The following is an 18,008-nucleotide window of genomic DNA, read 5'->3' on the forward strand; positions in this document are numbered from 1 at the left end:
GTCGCGCCGGACGTGCCCGTGGCGCGGTCGTAGGGTGCGTCCATGAGCCACCCCGGCGACCCCGTCCCGGCCGGCGACCCGGCCGGGCCCGGCGCGCGCCCCCGCGGCCGCCGGACCGGCGGCAGCGCGGTCGAGGACATCCTCGAGGCGGCGCGCGTCGAGTTCGCCGAGCGGGGGTACGGGGCGACGAGCGTGCGGGGCGTCGCGCGCCGCGCCGGGGTCGACCCGGGCCTGGTGCGCTACTACTTCGGCGGGGGCAAGGGCGAGCTCTTCGCGATGGCGGTCGGGCGACGCGCGATCGACCCGGCCACGACCATCGCCGACCTCGTCGCGGGCGGCGTGGACGGCCTCGGCCCGCGGCTGCTCGAGGTCGTCCTGCGCACCTGGGACCAGCCCGGTGGGCGCGAGCGGTTCCGCACGGTCATCGCGACCACCGCGACGGGGCACGACCACCTCGTGCGTGACTTCCTGGCGGGCGAGGTCCTGGGCCGCGTGCGCGCGGCGCTCGACGGGCCGGACGCGGACCTGCGCGTGGGCCTCGTCGCGAGCCAGCTCGCCGGCCTCCTCGTCGCTCGCCACGTGCTCGAGGTGGAGCCCGTCGCGTCGGCGGAGGTCGACGCGCTCGTCGCCGCCGTCGGCCCCGTGCTCCAGCACCTCCTCACCGGCGACCTCGGGCACCGCTGACCGGCGAGCGGGTCTTGCGCACGGGGCGCCGGAGGAGCAGTATTCCCCACATGAGGAAAAGCCCTCCCTTGTCTGCCCCAGGCGTCGGCGCGGCGCCCGCGGGTGTCCCCGCCGAACGACCGGCCGCCGTGCGGACGTCGGCGCTGCGCGTCGTGCGGGGCGGCGCCGTGGCGCTCGCCGGGCTCGACGTCGTCGTGCCCGCCGGGCAGGTCGTCGGCCTGCTCGGGCCGAGCGGGAGCGGCAAGACGACGTTCATGCGGGCCGTGGTCGGCGTCCAGGTGGTCGACTCGGGCGTGGTCGAGGTGCTCGGCCTCCCGGCGGGGCACCCGGACCTGCGCCGCCGCGTCGGCTACGTCAGCCAGGCGCCGAGCGTCTACACGGACCTCTCGGTGCGGGACAACCTCCGCTACTTCGCGACGGTCCTGCGCGCCGGACGCGCCGACGTCGACCGCGTGCTCGCCGAGGTCGACCTCGTGCGGCTCGCGGAGCGCCGCGTCGGCGTGCTCTCGGGCGGCGAGCGGTCGCGGGTGTCGCTCGCCGTCGCGCTGCTCGCGCGGCCCGAGCTGCTCGTGCTCGACGAGCCCACGGTCGGGCTCGACCCGGTTCTGCGCCGCGACCTCTGGGCGCTGTTCCGCAGGCTCAGCGCCGACGGCGTCTCGCTCCTCGTCTCGAGCCACGTCATGGACGAGGCGCAGCGGTGCGACCGGCTGCTGCTGCTGCGCGACGGGCACCTCCTCGCGGACGCGACGCTCCCCGACCTGCTCGCGCGCACGGGTGCCTCCGACGTCGAGGCCGCGTTCCTCGCGCTCGTCGACCGCGGCTCGGCGGGTGCGCCCGCCGACGCGCCACCGGACCACCACGCCCGGCACGCCGCGGCGCCGACGCCCACCGGGGGGCGTCCGTGAGCGCGCGGCCGACCCTGGCGACGGCCGGTCGCGTCCTGCGCCAGCTGCGCCACGACCACCGCACGATCGCCCTCCTCCTCGGGCTGCCGTGCGTCGTCCTCGGACTGGTGGCGTGGATGTTCGAGGGCACTCCGGTGCTCGACCGCTTCGGGCCGCTGCTGCTCGGGCTCTTCCCGCTCATCGTGATGTTCGCCGTGACGAGCGTCGCGACCCTGCGCGAGCGGCAGACCGGGACCCTCGAGCGGCTCATGACCACGCCGGTCGGGCGGGGCGACGTCGTGCTCGGCTACGCGCTCGCGTTCGGCGCGATGGCCGTGCTCCAGGCCCTCGTGGTCACGGGCTTCGCGGTCTACGTGCTCGGCATGGACGTCGCGGGGGACCTCTGGGTCGTCGTCCTCGTCGCGGTGCTCGACGCGCTGCTCGGGACCGCGCTGGGGCTCGCGGCCTCGGCCGTCGCCCGGACCGAGTTCCAGGCCGTGCAGATGATGCCGGTGATCATCTTCCCGCAGCTGGTCACGGCCGGGCTCTTCATGCCGCGCGACCAGATGCCCGCGGTGCTCGAGGCCGTCTCGCGCGCCATGCCGCTGACCTACGGGCTGGAGGCGCTCCAGGAGCTCGCGGCGGGTGCAGGCCTCGTCGACGTGCGCGGGGCCGTCGGTGCGATCGTCGCGTTCATCGTGGGCGCCCTGCTGCTCGGCGCGACGACGCTGCGTCGGCGCACCCCGTAGCCGACGCGTCCGCCTGTCCACGCGCGGCGCCGCTGCGGCTCGACGGCGCCGGGCGGGTCCCCGACCGGGCGCGGGCCAGGCCCTAGGCTGGCCGCGCACAGCACCGGCAGGGAGTGACGATGACGAGCAGTGGCAGCGACCCGCGCGGCGCGGGCGACCGCCAGGACTGGCCCTTCGGCCCGGTCGGCGACCGGACGACGGCGGCGAGCGGCCCGGACCCGCGGCCGGCGTCCGGCGCGCGGCCCGGCGTGGGGACCGCGCCCGCGGCACCCGCGACCGCGACGTCCGCAGGACGCGCGAGCTCGACACCTGCGACACCCGCGGCGTCGACGCCGCCGGGTCGTCGCCGGCCGCCCGTGTGGGCGCTCGTCGCCGCCGCCGTGGTGCTCGTGGGCGTCGTCGTGGCCGCCGTCCTGCTGCTCGGCGACCGGGGTGGGGAGGCCGGTCCGGCTCCCGAGGCCGAGGTCGTAACCCTGCCCGTCCCGACGCCGACCGTCGAGGCGATCCCGCGCGAGGGTGGCACCGCCTTCTCGCAGGCGCTGCCGTCGACCGTCCTCGCCCACGCGCTGAGCGAGGTCGGCGAGCACGTCCCGTTCCTCACGAGCGGCGCGATCGAGGCGTACCGGTACGTCTACACGGACGGCGCGGCACCGGTCGTGCTCACCGCGGGGCAGTGGGAGACGCCCGAGGAGGCGAGCGGCGTCTACGCCGCGCTCGTCCAGGCGCAGACGGCCGCGGCTGCCGAGGCCGGCGCCGCGGACGCGGGGGACGGCGAGGAGGGCGAGTCCGCGACGGACCTCCAGGAGGGTCCGGTCACGACGACGGACGGCGCCGAGACCGGGCGCTACACGCTCGTCCCGCGTCCCGACGGCACGGGCACGGTGACGTGGTGGAACGGCACCGCGGTCCTGCAGCTCGACGGCCCGACCGAGGAGCTCCTCGACCTGTTCACCGCCTTCCCGCTCTGACCGACCCGCGCACCGCGCGGCCGACCGCAGTCCCGCCCGAGGAGGGCACCATGACGAACACCTCGCTCGGCCGGGTCGGCGTCCTCGGCGGCGGCGTCATGGGCGAGGCGATCGTCGGGGCCGTGCTGCGGGCCGGCGTCGACGTCGAGGACGTCGCCGTGAGCGAGCGCTACGCGGCGCGCGCGATGGAGGTCTCGGAGCGGTACGGCGTGCGCGCGGCGGACTCCGCGGGCAAGGTCGCGAGCCGCGCCGACGTCGTCGTGATCGCCGTGAAGCCGGTCGACGTCGCGGGGGCGCTCGAGGAGATCGGGCCGCGCCTGCGCGAGGGGACGCTCGTGGTGAGCGTCGCCGCCGGGCTGCCGCTGTCCTTCTACGAGGCGCGCCTGCCGGCGGGCACGCCGGTCGTCCGCGTCATGCCGAACACCCCGGCGACCGTCGGCCAGGGAGCGAGCGCGATCAGCGCCGGCGGCGCCGCGACCGACGACCACCTCGCGCTCACCGAGCGCCTCCTCGCGGCGACGGGCCTCGTCATCCGCGTGCCCGAGCGGCTCCTCGACGCGGTCACGGCGATCTCGGGGAGCGGCCCGGCGTACGTCTTCTACCTGGTCGACGCGCTCGCGGAGGCGGGCGTGCTGCTCGGGCTCACCCGTGCGCAGTCCCTCGAGCTCGCGGTCGCGACCTTCCGGGGCTCTGCGGCGCTGCTGAGCGAGTCCGGCGAGCACCCGGTCGTGCTGCGGGAGCGCGTGTCCTCGCCGGGCGGGACCACCGTCGCCGGCCTGCGCGAGCTCGACGCGCACGGGGTGCGCGCCGCGGTGCTGGCTGCGGCCCAGGCGGCGCACGACCGCTCGCGCGCCCTGGCCGAGGAGCTGGGGTGAGCCTGCCGCGACCGCCCGCGATGAGCGACGTCGCCGCCGTCGCGGGCGTGTCCCACCAGACGGTCTCGCGCGTGCTCAACGGCCACCCGAGCGTGCGCCCCGAGACGCGCCAGCGCGTGCTCGACGCGATCGCCGAGCTCGGCTACCGACGGAACACGGCGGCGCGCGCGCTCGTCACGCGCCGGACGGACACGATCGGCGTCGTCACGTCGGGCTCCGCCCTGTTCGGTCCGACGAGCACGCTCATCGCCGTCGAGGGTGCCGCGCGCGACGCCGGCCTGTACGTGAGCGTCGCGACCGTGGCGCGCTGGGAGGCCGAGGGCATGCGCCAGGTGCTCGAGCACTTCATGGCGCAGGGCGTCGAGGGCGTCGTCGTCATCGCGGCGCACGACGAGGCGGTCGAGGCGGTGCGCGCGTTCGACGCACCCGTGCCCGTGGTCATGGTCGGACCCAAGGACGTCCCCGGCGAGCGGGTGCACACGGTCGCCGTGGACCAGTACGCGGGCGCGCGGCTCGCGACCCGGCACCTGGTCGAGCTCGGCCACCGCGACGTCGTCCACCTGTCGGGGCCCGAGGACTGGCTCGATGCGCGCTCGCGCGTGCGCGGGTGGCGCGACGAGATGGCGTCCGCGGGGCTCGACGTGCGCGAGCCGGTGCGGGGCGACTGGAGCGCCGGTCGCGGCTACGCGGTCGGCCGCGAGCTGGTGCGCGAGGACCTGCCGACCGCCGTCTTCGCGGCGAACGACCAGCTCGCGCTCGGGCTGCTGCGCGCGTTCGCGGAGGCCGAGGTCTCGGTGCCCGGCGACGTCTCCGTGGTCGGCTTCGACGACGTCGACGGCTCCGCGCACTTCTTCCCCCCGCTGACGACGGTGCGGCAGGAGTTCGGCGCGCTCGGCCGGCGCTGCCTCGAGCTGCTGCTCGCGGCCATCGGCGGCGCCGACGACGGCGCGCCGGACCTCATCCCGCCGCGGCTCGTGGTCCGCGCGAGCAGCGGCCCGCCGCGGGGCTGAGGCGGCGGCGACGCCCGGCCCGGACGTGCGACCGTGGGACCAGGGTCCTCCTTGACAGGCACTATGTGAACGTTAACATTCAGGGGTCGGACGACACCGCCGGCACCGGACCCGCATGACCACCGTGCGACCCGCCGCGTGAACAGCGGCGACACCCCCACCGCCTCGACGAGGAGCAGAGCCGATGACGGTCGACCCCCACCGGGCCACGGACGAGGACCTCGCGACCGTCGTCGCCGAGGGCCGCACGTCGCTCGGCATCGAGCTCGGCTCGACCCGCATCAAGGCCTGCCTGGTCGGCCCGGACGGTGCGACCCTCGCGACCGGCAGCCACGACTGGGAGAACCAGCTCGTCGACAAGGTGTGGACCTACTCGCTCGACGCGGTCTGGGCCGGCCTGCAGGAGTGCGTCGCGTCGCTGCTCGCCGACGCGGAGCGCCGCCATGGCGTGCGCCCCACCACCGTCGGCGCCCTCGGCGTCTCGGCGATGATGCACGGCTACCTCGCGTTCGACGCCGACGGCGAGCTGCTCGCGCCCTTCCGCACGTGGCGGAACACGACCACGGGGCCGGCGGCGTCCGAGCTGACCGCGCTGCTCGGCTTCAACATCCCGCTGCGCTGGTCGGTCGCCCACCTCTACCAGGCGGTCCTCGACGAGGAGGAGCACGTCCCGCGCATCCGTCACCTCACGACCCTCGCGGGCTACGTCCACTGGCGCCTCACCGGCCGCCAGGTGCTCGGCGTCGGCGACGCGTCGGGCATGTTCCCGGTCGACCCCGCGACGCGCGCGTACGACGCCGGCATGCTCGCGCGGTTCGACGCGCTCGTCGCGGGCCGTCCGGGCGGCCCGGCCGTCCCGCCGCTCGCCGACCTGCTGCCCGAGGTGCTCGTCGCCGGCCGCCCGGCGGGCGAGCTCACCCCGGAGGGCGCGGCCCTCCTCGACCCGACGGGCACGCTGCGCCCGGGCATCCCGCTGTGCCCGCCCGAGGGCGACGCCGGCACGGGCATGGTCGCGACGAACGCCGTCGCCCCGCGCACGGGCAACGTGAGCGTCGGCACGAGCATCTTCGCGATGGTCGTGCTCGAGAAGCCGCTCGAGCGCGTGCACCACGAGCTCGACGTCGTCACGACCCCCGCCGGCGACCTCGTCGCGATGGTCCACTGCAACAACGGCGCGAGCGAGCTCGGCGCGTGGGCCGAGGTCTTCGGCCGGTTCGCGGCCGTGCTCGGGCACCCCGCCGAGCCCGACGCCGTCTTCGGCGCGCTCCTGCGCGAGGCGCTCGAGGGCGACGCGGACGGGGGCGGCCTGCTCGCCTACAACTACCTGTCGGGCGAGCCGATCACGGGGCTGACCGAGGGGCGTCCCCTCCTCGTGCGCACGCCGGGCAGCCGGCTGACGCTCGGCAACGTCGTCCGTACCCAGGTGTACGGCGCGTTCGGGACGCTGAGCCTCGGCATGCGCGTCCTCGCGGCCGAGGGCGTCGAGATCGACGCGCTCTTCGCGCACGGCGGCATGTTCCGCACGGCCGGCGTCGCGCAGCGCCTGCTCGCCGCCGCGGTCGGCGCGCCGGTCGCGGTCGCCACGACGGCGAGCGAGGGCGGGCCCTGGGGGATGGCCGTCCTCGCCTCCTACCTCCACGCCGCGGACGAGCTGGACCTCGGCGCCTACCTGGGCACGCGCGTCTTCGCGGACGCCGCGGTCGACGTCGCCGCGCCGGACCCGGGCGACGTCGCGGGCTTCGCGACGTACCTCGAGCGGTACGAGGCCGGGCTCGCGATCGAGCGGGCGGCGGTCGAGGCCACGGGCCACCACGGCTGACCCGGCGGCACGAGCAGCACCCCCCGGCGGGCCGCGAGGCGCCGCCGGACCGACGACGAACGCAGGGAGCAGGGCATGACGGTGCGGACGCTGGACGAGTACCCGGACGCGGTCCGCGAGGAGGTCGCGCGCACGCGCGAGGTCGTCGCGGCGCTCCACGCGGAGCTGCCGCGGTGGGAGCTCGTGGTGTGGACGGCGGGCAACGTGTCCCAGCGCGTCGTCGTCGACCCCTCGGGACCGGGCGAGGGCGACCTCTTCGTCATCAAGCCGAGCGGCGTGACGTACGACCAGCTCACGGCCGACGCGATGGTGGTCTGCGACCTCGACGGGACGCTCGTCGACGGCGACCGCTCGCCCTCGTCGGACACCGCGGCGCACGCCCACGTGTACCGGCACATGCCCGAGGTGGGCGGCGTCGTGCACACGCACTCGACCTATGCGACCGCGTGGGCCGCACGTGCCGAGCCGGTGCCCTGCGTGCTGACGATGATGGCCGACGAGTTCGGCGGGGAGATCCCGGTCGGCCCGTTCGCGCTCATCGGCGACGACTCGATCGGCCGCGGCATCGTCGAGACGCTGCGGGAGAGCCGCAGCCCCGCGGTGCTCATGCGCAACCACGGCCCGTTCACGATCGGCCGCGACGCCAAGGCCGCGGTCAAGGCCGCCGTGATGTGCGAGGAGGTCGCGCGCACCGTGCACATCTCGCGCCAGCTCGGCCAGCCGCTGCCCATCGCGCAGACCGACGTGGACCGCCTCTACGACCGTTACCAGAACGTCTACGGGCGCTGACGCTCCGCCGTCCGTACCCACCGGCCCGGGCGCCCGCCCGACGACAAGGAGATGCGATGACCAAGCCCTACGCCGACCGCGAGGTCTGGTTCCTCACCGGGAGCCAGGACCTCTACGGCGAGGAGACCCTGCGGCAGGTCGCCGAGCAGTCCCAGGCGATCGCCCGGGAGCTCGAGGCCGCCGACGCCGTGCCCGTGCGCATCGTGTGGAAGCCCGTGCTCAAGGACTCGGACGCGATCCGCCGGATCGCCCTCGAGGCCAACGCCGACGACGCGTGCATCGGCGTCATCGCCTGGATGCACACGTTCTCGCCCGCGAAGATGTGGATCGCCGGCCTCGACGCGCTGCGCACGCCGCTGCTGCACCTGCACACCCAGGCGAACGTCGAGCTGCCGTGGTCGACCATCGACTTCGACTTCATGAACCTCAACCAGGCCGCCCACGGCGACCGCGAGTTCGGGTACATCCAGTCCCGCCTCGGCGTGGCGCGCAAGACCGTGGTCGGCCACGTCTCCAACCCCGCGGTGCAGGCCAGGGTCGGCACGTGGGTGCGCGCGGCCGCCGGCTGGGCCGCGACGCACGAGCTCAAGCTCGCGCGCTTCGGCGACAACATGCGCAACGTCGCGGTCACCGAGGGCGACAAGACCGAGGCCGAGCTGCGCCTCGGCGTCTCGGTGAACACGTGGGGCGTCAACGAGCTCGTCGCGGCGGTCGACGCCGTCGCGCCCGCCGACGTCGACGCGCTCGTCGCCGAGTACGAGGACACGTACGACGTCGTGCCGGAGCTCCGCGCCGGGGGCGAGCGGCACGACTCCCTGCGCTACGGCGCGACGCAGGAGCTCGCGCTCCTCGCGCTGCTCGGCGAGATCGGCGCGACCGCGTTCACGACGACGTTCGAGGACCTCGGCGCGCTGCGCCAGCTCCCCGGGCTCGCGGTGCAGCGCCTCATGGCGCGCGGCTTCGGCTTCGGCGCCGAGGGCGACTGGAAGACCGCGATCCTCGTGCGTGCGGCGAAGGTCATGGGCGAGGGCCTGCCGGGCGGCGCGTCGCTCATGGAGGACTACACCTACAACCTCGTGCCGGGCGACGAGAAGATCCTCGGCGCGCACATGCTCGAGATCTGCCCGTCGCTGACGACCGCGAAGCCGTCGCTCGAGATCCACCCGCTCGGCATCGGCGGCAAGGAGGACCCCGTCCGCCTGGTCTTCGACACGGACGCGGGCCCCGGTGTCGTCGTCGCGCTGTCGGACATGCGCGACCGGTTCCGCCTGACCGCGAACGCCGTCGAGGTCGTCCCGCCCGACGCCGACCTGCCGCACCTCCCGGTCGCGCGCGCCGTCTGGAAGCCGCAGCCGGACTTCGCGACGTCGGCCGAGGCGTGGCTCATGGCCGGTGCCGCGCACCACACGGTGCTCACGACGCAGGTCGGCATGGACGCGTGGGTCGACTTCGCCGACATCGCGCGGACCGAGCTGCTGACGATCGACGACGCGACCACGCCGCGCGCGTTCGCCCAGGAGATCCGCTGGAACCAGGCGTACTACCGCCTCGCGCAGGGGTTCTGACCGAGCCGCCCGCCGGACCGAGGTCCGGCGGGCGCACCACCCGGGAGGCCGGGGGCCCCAACACCGGCCCCGCCGCCCCCCCGCCCCCCCCGGGGTGGCGGGCGCCCCTCACGACGGCCCCGGCCTCCCGGCGTCCCGGCCGGGTGAGGCGGTCGCGCGGCCGTCGGCGGGCTTCGGTCGCTCGGCCGTCCGGGGGACCGAGGCGCGGACGGCAGGCAACGGTACGGTCACGATCAATCACGGTGGGAGCGCTACCGCCCGTCGTGTGGGCGGGTGGGTTTCTCCGGTGTTCTGCGTTGCCTTTCGCCCAGACTTCCCGAAAGGCGTCCCTTGCTTTCGAAATCGGAGGCGAACCTTCACCCCGTGAACCTTCTTCCGGCGCATCGTCGCAGGTGAGGGCCCTGACGCCAGTGACAAACCGGCCACTCCGGGACGCACCGCGGGCCGTTACTGTTTCGCAATCACAGGTTGTGTTCACGAAGTTGACCCAATGTCGAGCGGTCCCCGACAGTAAGGACGTGCGCCGGGAGGGCGCGGGCGACGTCGCCCGGACTGTCACCTCCGCAGGCGGCAGCAGTCGGTGCCCGGGCCGCTGGTCCGGGTGCGCGGGCGGTCTCCGACCCCCCGCTCGGAGCAGGTCTCGAGGAGGAGACGCATGAGCACCAGGAAGTTCGCAGCGATCGCGACGGGCATGACGCTCGCCCTGACGCTGGCCGCGTGCGGCGGCGGTGGCGCCGGTTCGACCACCGAGGAGGAGCCGGGCGACGAGGGCACGACCACCGAGGAGTCCGAGGGCGGCCTCATCGGCGTCTCGATGCCCACGCAGGTGTCCGAGCGCTGGATCGCCGACGGCGACGCGGTCAAGGCGGGTCTCGAGGAGGCCGGCTACGAGGTCGACCTGCAGTACGCCGGTGACGACATCCCGACCCAGTCGCAGCAGATCGACCAGATGATCACGAAGGGCGCCAAGCTCCTCATCATCGCCGCGATCGACGGCACGGCTCTCGCGGGGCAGCTCGACGCCGCCGCGGCCGCGGGCATCCCGGTCATCGCCTACGACCGCCTCATCCGCGACAGCGAGAACGTCGACTTCTACGTGACGTTCGACAACTACAACGTCGGCGTCCAGCAGGGCACCGCGCTGCTCCACGGCCTCGGCCTGCTCGACGCCGAGGGCAACGAGGCGGCGGACGCTCCGGCGGGCCCGTTCAACATCGAGGTCTTCGCGGGCTCGCTCGACGACAACAACGCGCACTTCTTCTTCGACGGCGCGATGGAGACCCTCAAGCCGTACATCGAGGACGGCACGATCGTCGTCAAGTCCGGCCAGACGAACATCGAGCAGGTCGCCACGCTGCGCTGGCAGGGCGAGACGGCGCAGAAGCGCATGGAGGACCTCCTCACGTCGACCTACAGCGACGGCTCGAAGGTGGACGGCATCCTGTCGCCCAACGACACCCTCGCGCGCGGCATCATCACGGCGCTGCAGAACGCCGGCTACACCGAGATGCCGCCCGTGACGGGTCAGGACGCCGAGATCGCGTCGGTCAAGCTCATCGCCGACGGCGTGCAGTTCTCGACGATCTTCAAGGACACCCGCAAGCTCGCGGACCAGTCCGTCACCGCCGCCCAGGACTTCCTGGCCGGTGAGGAGCCGGAGGCGAACGACACCGAGACGTACGACAACGGCGTCAAGGTCGTCCCGTCGTACCTGCTGGAGTCGGACATCGTCTACGCCGACAACATCCAGGCGCTGCTCGTCGACTCGGGCTACTGGACGGCCGAGGAGGTCGCCTCCGGCCAGGCCGAGGGCTGACGTCCCCAGGGGCGGTCCGGCGGGTGCGAACCCGCCGGGCCGCCCCTGCGGTGCGCCCGGGGCCGTCCGCCGGACGGCCCTTGACCCCTAGGCGATGTGAACGTTAACATCGCACTCGCCCACGCGAGGGACCCCCAGCTCTCCGGGCCGCACGAGGCCGTACGCGCGCGTCCCGCGCCGCGCCGCCTCGCGGCCACGGCCGCCTGCGCCCTTTCGCCGGGTTTCGATTTTCACCCGCCCGGACACTCACGTCGGGGCCCGTGCCGGCCGACCTTATCGGGCATGTTTCCGCAGGTGGGACGCCTGTGGCGGGCGCCGGACCGGGACGTTGGGCCCAGCCCTTCGCGGCCTCCCGGCTCCGTTACTGTTTCGCAATCAAAAGTTGGCTTCACGAAGTTGACTCAAGCCACCGCGGGCGCCGACAGTAGGTGCGTGCTCAAGGAAGAGGTGGAACAGCTGCCCGCGGCGGTGCGCCGCGAGCGCATGTTCCACATGATCGGGGAGCGCCGCTTCGTGCGGGTCGCCGACCTCTCCGGGGCCTTCGGCATCTCGGACGTCACCGTCCGGGCCGACCTCGCGGCGCTCCAGGCCAGCCACGGCGTCCGCCGCGTCCGCGGCGGTGCGATCGCCCCGGCGGCCCACCGGCTCGAGCCCTCGTTCGAGGAGTCCGCGGTCGAGTTCGCCCGCGAGAAGCAGCGCATCGGCGAGCACGCTGCCGCGATGGTCTCGTCCGGCATGAGCGTCCTGCTGGACGTCGGCACGACGACGAGCGCGATCGCCAAGTCGCTCGTCGCGCGCACGGACCTCGAGCAGGTCGTCGTCATCACGAACGGTCTCAACATCGCGCTCGAGCTCGAGGCGGCGATCGGCCGTCTCAGCGTCGTGGTGACGGGCGGCACGCTCCGCCACCTCCAGCACTCCCTGGTCAACCCCATGGCGACGGTCCTCTTCGACCGCCTGCACGCGGACCTGGGCTTCATCGGCTGCAACGGGATCGACGCCGACCACGGCATCACGAACCTGAACCTGCCCGAGGCCGAGGTCAAGCAGCGCATGATCGCCTCCGCCGAGCGAGCCGTCGTCGTCGCCGACGGCTCCAAGCTCGGACAGGTCCACCTCGGCCGCATCGCGCGGCTGGAGGACGTCCACAGCGTGGTGACGGGGCCCTCGGCCCCGGCCCACGAGCTCGCGCGGCTGCGCCGTGCCGGCGCCGAGGTCGTCCAGGTGGAGTAGCACGGCACAGCACCACAACCCCAGCACCACACAGACCTTCCTGACCCCTCTGGGCGGTCGGGGTGGCCCCCGGGTCCGTCTGGAAGTCCCAGGCAGCCCAGATGCACGAAAGTTCTCGAGGAGGAGACATGAGCACCAGGAAGTTCGCCGCGGTCGCGGTGGGCATGACGCTCGCCCTGTCGCTCGCCGCCTGCGGTGGCGAGGGCGCGGGCAGCGACACGGGCACCGAGGAAGGTGACACCGGCACGACGGAGGAGTCGTCGGAGGGCGGCCTCATCGGCGTCTCGATGCCGACGCAGACCTCCGAGCGGTGGATCGCCGACGGCGACGCCGTGAAGTCGGGTCTCGAGGAGGCCGGGTACGAGGTCGACCTGCAGTTCGCGGGCGACGACATCCCGACCCAGTCGCAGCAGATCGACCAGATGATCACCAAGGGCGCCTCGGCGCTGATCATCGCCGCCATCGACGGCACGGCGCTGGCGAGCCAGCTCCAGGCCGCCGCGGACGCGGGCATCCCGGTCATCTCCTACGACCGCCTCATCCGTGACAGCGAGAACGTCGACTTCTACGTCACGTTCGACAACTACCAGGTCGGCGTCCAGCAGGCCACGTCGCTGCTCGTGGGCCTCGGCCTGCTCACGCAGGACGGTGCCGAGGGCGACGCCACCGGCCCGTTCAACGTCGAGCTCTTCGCCGGCTCGCTGGACGACAACAACGCCCACTTCTTCTACGCGGGCGCGATCGACACCCTCCAGCCGTACATCGACGAGGGCACGATCGTCATCAAGTCCGGCCAGACGGACATCGAGCAGGTCGCCACGCTGCGCTGGCAGCAGGAGACCGCGCAGAAGCGCATGGAGGACCTCCTGACCTCCGCGTACAGCGACGGCAGCGTCGTCCAGGGCGTCCTGTCGCCCTACGACGGCCTGTCGCGCGGCATCATCACGGCGCTGCAGAACGCGGGCTACGCCGTGGGCGACGCCGCCAAGCCGATGCCGCCGGTCACCGGTCAGGACGCCGAGATCGCGTCGGTCAAGCTCATCGCCGACGGCGTGCAGTTCTCGACGATCTTCAAGGACACCCGCAAGCTCGCCGACCAGGCCGTCGTGGCCGCGCAGGCGTACCTCGAGGGTGAGGAGCCGGAGGCGAACGACACCGAGACGTACGACAACGGCGTCAAGGTCGTCCCGTCCTACCTGCTGGAGTCGGACATCGTCTACGCCGACAACATCCAGGCGCTGCTCGTCGACTCGGGCTACTGGACCGCTGAAGAGGTCGCGTCCGGCCAGGCCGGCTGACACTCCACGCCACGTGCCGGTCCGGCGGGGCCCCGCCCCGCCGGACCGGCACCGGCACGAGACCATCCGTGGCCACGACAAGAGCGAGGTAGAGGCCGCATGAGCACCATCTTGGAGATGCGCAACATCACCAAGACCTTCCCCGGGGTCAAGGCGTTGCAGGACGTGAACCTGAGCGTCGAGCGGGGCGAGATCCACGCGATCTGCGGGGAGAACGGCGCCGGCAAGTCGACCTTGATGAAGGTCCTGTCGGGCGTCTACCCCGCGGGGACCTACGAGGGTCAGATCGGCTACGACGGCCAGCTGGCGGAGTTCCACTCCATCAACGACAGCGAGCACGTCGGCATCGTGATCATCCACCAGGAGCTCGCGCTGGTGCCGTACCTCTCCGTGGCCGAGAACATCTACCTCGGCAACGAGCAGCGCGGCCGCGGTGGCCTGATCGACTGGAACCACACGAACTCCGAGGCGGCCAAGCTCCTGGCGCGCGTCGGCCTGGACGAGAACCCGACCACCCCCGTCGGGCAGCTCGGCGTCGGCAAGCAGCAGCTCATCGAGATCGCCAAGGCGCTCTCGAAGGAGGTCAAGCTGCTCATCCTCGACGAGCCCACCGCGGCCCTCAACGACACGGACTCCGAGCACCTGCTCGACCTGCTCCGTCACCTCAAGGGGCAGGGCATCACCTCGATCATGATCTCGCACAAGCTCAACGAGATCGCCGAGATCGCCGACCGGACCACCATCATCCGCGACGGCCGCACGATCGAGACGCTCGACATGAGCGACCCGACCTCGACGCAGGACCGCATCATCAAGGGCATGGTCGGCCGCGACCTCGAGCACCGCTACCCCGAGCGGACGCCGAACATCGGCGAGGAGGCCCTGCGCGTCGAGGACTGGACCGTCTACCACCCCACCCAGATCGGCCGTGTCGTCGTCGACGGCGCGGCGTTCGACGTGCGCGCGGGCGAGGTCGTCGGCATCGCGGGCCTCATGGGCGCCGGCCGCACCGAGCTCGCGATGAGCATCTTCGGTCGCAGCTACGGCCGCGACATCACCGGCCGCGTCTACAAGCGCGGCGAGGAGATCAGGATCCGCTCGGTGAGCGAGGCGATCGACCACGGCATCGCGTACGCGACCGAGGACCGCAAGAAGTACGGCCTCAACCTCATCGAGGACATCAAGCGGAACATCTCGGCGGCGGGCCTGCCCAAGCTGTCGAGCCGCGGCTGGGTCAACGGCAACGAGGAGCTCAAGGTCGCCGAGGAGTACCGGGCGTCCATGAACATCAAGACGCCCAGTGTGCTCGCGGTCGTCGGCAAGCTCTCCGGCGGCAACCAGCAGAAGGTCGTGCTGAGCAAGTGGATCTACACCGACGCGGACGTCCTCATCCTGGACGAGCCGACGCGGGGCATCGACGTCGGTGCCAAGTACGAGATCTACACCATCATCAACCGGTTGGTGGCTGCCGGTAAGGCCGTCATCGTCATCTCCTCCGAGCTGCCCGAGCTGCTCGGCATCTGCGACCGGATCTTCACCCTCGCCTTCGGGCGGATCACGGGCCAGGTCCCGGTCGCCGAGGCCAGCCAGGAGCGCCTCATGGAGCTCATGACCCAGGAAAGAGAACAGGACAAGGTGCAATGACTGGCATCGCAAGCATCCGGGAGCTGATGACCCGGAACATGCGGCAGAGCGGTATCTACATCGCCTTCGTGGCCATCATCGCGCTGTTCGCGATCCTCACGGCCGACGCGCGCAACCCGTGGTACCAGGGCGGTCTGCTGCTCTCCCCGGGCAACATCTCGAACATCGTCCTGCAGTACTCGTACATCCTCATCCTCGCCATCGGCATGGTCATCGTGATCATCGCCGGCCACATCGACCTGTCGGTCGGCTCGGTGGTCGCGTTCACGGGCGCCGTGTCCGCGACGCTGGTCATCAAGAACGGCCAGCCGTGGTGGGTCGGCGTCCTGGTCGCGATCGTCGTCGGCCTCCTCGTCGGCGCGTGGCAGGGCTTCTGGGTCGCGTTCATCGGGATCCCGGCGTTCATCGTCACCCTCGCCGGCATGCTCCTGTTCCGCGGCGCGACGCTGCTCACGCTCGACAACATCTCGCTGTCGCCGTTCCCGCAGGAGTACGGGCGCATCGCGTCGGGCTTCCAGAACGGGCTGATCGGCGGTCAGGGCTTCGACGCGTTCACGCTCGTCGTCTTCGCCATCGCGGTCGCGGGCTACGCGTACTCGCAGTGGCGCAGCCGCCAGGCGCGCGTCCGCTACCAGCAGGTCGTCGAGTCCTTCCCGCTGTTCGTCCTGAAGATCGTCCTCATCGCCGCCGTCGTGATGTGGTTCGCGTGGCAGCTCGCCACGAGCCGTGGCCTGCCGAACGTCCTCATCATCCTGGCCGTCCTCATCATCGTGTACGGCCTCATCACGAACCGGACCGTCTTCGGCCGGCACGTGTACGCGATCGGTGGCAACCTCTCGGCCGCGCAGCTCTCGGGCGTCAAGGTCAAGTGGGTCAACTTCTGGATCTTCGTCAACATGGGCTTCCTCGCCGGCGTGGCGGGCGCGGTCTACTCCTCGCGGTCCAACGGCGCGCAGCCTGCGGCGGGCAACATGTTCGAGCTCGACGCCATCGCCGCCTGCTTCATCGGTGGCGCGGCCGTCACCGGTGGTGTCGGCAAGGTCACCGGCGCCATGGTCGGTGGTCTGATCATGGGTGTCATGAGCAACGGCATGCAGCTCATGGGCATCGACCAGTCGGTGCAGCAGGTCGTCAAGGGCCTCGTGCTCCTGCTGGCCGTCGCGTTCGACGTCTACAACAAGCGCCGGGCGGGCGCCGCTCGCTGAGCGCACCCACCGGCCACGACGCAGCCCGGTCCGCCTCGGCGGGCCGGGCTTCGTCGTGCCCACGCGCGCCCGGTCGACGGGCCAGCGGCCTGCCGCTCACATCGGGAAGGCAGGATGTGAGGGTCCCCACGCCGCTCACATGGCCGCTCGCCGCGCCCGTCCCCGTGCGGACACCGTCCCGGCGTTACGAGAACGTGACCTGGCGGGCCTTGCTGTGAGCGCTAACGTGAGCGCTAACATCGCTCACACGGCCTGGTGGGATCCGGGCGGAGAAGCATCCATGGGTCGGCAGTGCTGCCGACCTCGACGAGGAGGTCTGGGAGATGCGCAAGCGAATGCTGGCAGGGTTCGCGGTGGCGGGGACGTTGGCCCTGGCCCTGGCCGGGTGCTCCACGAGCACCGACGGCGGCGAGGGTGACGGTGGCGCCGAGCCCGCCGCGGGTGGCGACGACGTCATCACGGTGGGCTTCGCGCAGACGGGGTCGGAGAGCGGCTGGCGCAGCGCCAACACGGAGTCGATGAAGGCCGCCTTCTCGGAGGAGAACGGCTTCGAGCTCGTCTTCAACGCGGCGGACAACGACCCCGCCGCGCAGATCCAGGCGGTGCGGTCCTTCATCAACCAGGGCGTCGACGCCATCGTCATCGCGCCCATCGTCGAGGACGGCTGGGAGGACGTGCTCCAGGAGGCCAAGGACGCCGAGATCCCGGTGATCCTCGAGGACCGCACCATCACGGCGTCCGAGGACCTCTACGAGACGTGGGTCGGCCTGGACTTCAAGAAGGAGGGCGAGACCGCGGGCCAGTGGGCCGCGGAGACCTTCACGGAGCCCACGAAGATGGTCGTCCTCGAGGGCACGACCGGCTCCGCGCCGGCCAACGACCGCGCCGAGGGCTTCGACTCGGCCATCGAGGGCAGCCCGATCGAGAAGATCGACTCGCAGACCGGCGACTTCACGCGTGACGGCGGCAAGTCCGTCATGGAGGGCTTCCTGTCGAAGTACGGCGTGGACGGCATCGACCTCGTCTACGCGCACAACGACGACATGGCCCTCGGCGCGATCGACGCCATCGAGGCGGCGGGCGCGGTCCCGGGCGAGGACATCAAGATCATCTCGATCGACGCCGTCCACGACGGCATGCAGGCGCTCGCCGACATCGTCGAGTGCAACCCGCTGCTGGGCGAGAAGGCCGCCGAGCTGGTCAAGGCCGTCGTCGCGGGTGAGACCGTCGAGAAGCGGACGATCGTCGAGGACGAGGCGTTCGACCAGGAGGCCGCCAAGGCCGCCCTCCCGGACCGCAAGTACTGAGTCCGGCGCCTCGACCCTCTCGCAGTTCCCGACGCAGTCCCCGACCCGGGCAGGATGACGTCGGGGGGCCGGTCAGCCGGCCCCCCGACGTGGCCCCCGGGTCGACGACGAGAAAGCGGCGGAACCCCCAGCCAGCGGACACCCCAGCCCCCGCCCAGGTCG

15 protein-coding genes are annotated in these 18,008 nt (G+C 72.6%); all 15 read left to right on the forward strand.

Annotated features, from left to right (window positions below; translation table 11 throughout):
- The first annotated feature begins 42 nt into the window (after nt 1–42).
- The 15 genes from JIG38_RS08840 (at nt 43) to JIG38_RS08910 (ending at nt 17,846) form a co-directional block, all read left to right on the forward strand.
- The gene (locus tag JIG38_RS08840) at nt 43–684 is read left to right on the forward strand and encodes a TetR/AcrR family transcriptional regulator (RefSeq protein WP_199423412.1); all 642 of its coding nucleotides are present in this window, start codon (nt 43–45) and stop codon (nt 682–684) included.
- 128 nt (nt 685–812) lie between these two features.
- Entirely contained in the window at nt 813–1,589 is a 777-nt protein-coding gene (locus tag JIG38_RS08845) for an ABC transporter ATP-binding protein (protein ID WP_307844732.1), read from the forward strand.
- Nucleotides 1,586–2,317, forward strand: a complete 732-nt coding sequence (locus tag JIG38_RS08850) for an ABC transporter permease (RefSeq protein WP_199423414.1) — start codon at nt 1,586–1,588, stop codon at nt 2,315–2,317. Before JIG38_RS08845 ends, JIG38_RS08850 begins: the two co-directional genes overlap by 4 nt.
- Before the next feature lie 119 nt (nt 2,318–2,436).
- Entirely contained in the window at nt 2,437–3,285 is an 849-nt protein-coding gene (locus JIG38_RS08855; RefSeq protein ID WP_199423415.1) for a hypothetical protein, read from the forward strand.
- Nucleotides 3,286–3,335: 50 nt separating this feature from the next.
- Nucleotides 3,336–4,160 carry a pyrroline-5-carboxylate reductase gene (proC, locus tag JIG38_RS08860; RefSeq protein ID WP_199423416.1) on the forward strand — a complete coding sequence of 275 codons (825 nt, stop codon included), beginning with the start codon at nt 3,336–3,338 and terminating at the stop codon, nt 4,158–4,160.
- Between the two features lie 20 nt (nt 4,161–4,180).
- Nucleotides 4,181–5,170 carry a LacI family DNA-binding transcriptional regulator gene (locus JIG38_RS08865; protein ID WP_199423436.1) on the forward strand — a complete coding sequence of 330 codons (990 nt, stop codon included), beginning with the start codon at nt 4,181–4,183 and terminating at the stop codon, nt 5,168–5,170.
- 184 nt (nt 5,171–5,354) lie between these two features.
- Nucleotides 5,355–6,989: a xylulokinase gene (locus JIG38_RS08870; RefSeq protein ID WP_199423417.1), complete on the forward strand. Its 1,635-nt coding sequence runs from the start codon at nt 5,355–5,357 to the stop codon at nt 6,987–6,989.
- Between the two features lie 75 nt (nt 6,990–7,064).
- Entirely contained in the window at nt 7,065–7,778 is a 714-nt protein-coding gene (locus JIG38_RS08875; protein WP_199423418.1) for an L-ribulose-5-phosphate 4-epimerase, read from the forward strand.
- A 56-nt stretch (nt 7,779–7,834) separates the two neighbouring features.
- Nucleotides 7,835–9,343 (forward strand): L-arabinose isomerase, encoded by a 1,509-nt coding sequence (araA, locus tag JIG38_RS08880; protein ID WP_199423419.1) that lies wholly within the window; start codon nt 7,835–7,837, stop codon nt 9,341–9,343.
- 655 nt (nt 9,344–9,998) lie between these two features.
- Nucleotides 9,999–11,159 (forward strand): multiple monosaccharide ABC transporter substrate-binding protein, encoded by a 1,161-nt coding sequence (gene chvE / locus JIG38_RS08885; protein ID WP_199423420.1) that lies wholly within the window; start codon nt 9,999–10,001, stop codon nt 11,157–11,159.
- A gap of 432 nt (nt 11,160–11,591) precedes the next feature.
- Nucleotides 11,592–12,392: a DeoR/GlpR family DNA-binding transcription regulator gene (locus JIG38_RS08890; protein ID WP_307844734.1), complete on the forward strand. Its 801-nt coding sequence runs from the start codon at nt 11,592–11,594 to the stop codon at nt 12,390–12,392.
- A 128-nt stretch (nt 12,393–12,520) separates the two neighbouring features.
- The gene (gene chvE, locus JIG38_RS08895; protein ID WP_199423421.1) at nt 12,521–13,690 is read left to right on the forward strand and encodes a multiple monosaccharide ABC transporter substrate-binding protein; all 1,170 of its coding nucleotides are present in this window, start codon (nt 12,521–12,523) and stop codon (nt 13,688–13,690) included.
- A gap of 99 nt (nt 13,691–13,789) precedes the next feature.
- Nucleotides 13,790–15,334, forward strand: a complete 1,545-nt coding sequence (gene mmsA / locus JIG38_RS08900; protein ID WP_199423422.1) for a multiple monosaccharide ABC transporter ATP-binding protein — start codon at nt 13,790–13,792, stop codon at nt 15,332–15,334.
- The gene (gene mmsB, locus JIG38_RS08905) at nt 15,331–16,539 is read left to right on the forward strand and encodes a multiple monosaccharide ABC transporter permease (RefSeq protein WP_199423423.1); all 1,209 of its coding nucleotides are present in this window, start codon (nt 15,331–15,333) and stop codon (nt 16,537–16,539) included. The genes mmsA and mmsB overlap by 4 nt, the downstream gene beginning before the upstream one ends.
- Nucleotides 16,540–16,862: 323 nt before the next feature.
- Nucleotides 16,863–17,846 (forward strand): ABC transporter substrate-binding protein, encoded by a 984-nt coding sequence (locus tag JIG38_RS08910; protein ID WP_199423424.1) that lies wholly within the window; start codon nt 16,863–16,865, stop codon nt 17,844–17,846.
- The last annotated feature ends 162 nt before the right edge of the window (nt 17,847–18,008 follow it).

Source organism: Actinotalea solisilvae (assembly GCF_016464425.1).
Lineage (GTDB): Bacteria > Actinomycetota > Actinomycetes > Actinomycetales > Cellulomonadaceae > Actinotalea > Actinotalea solisilvae.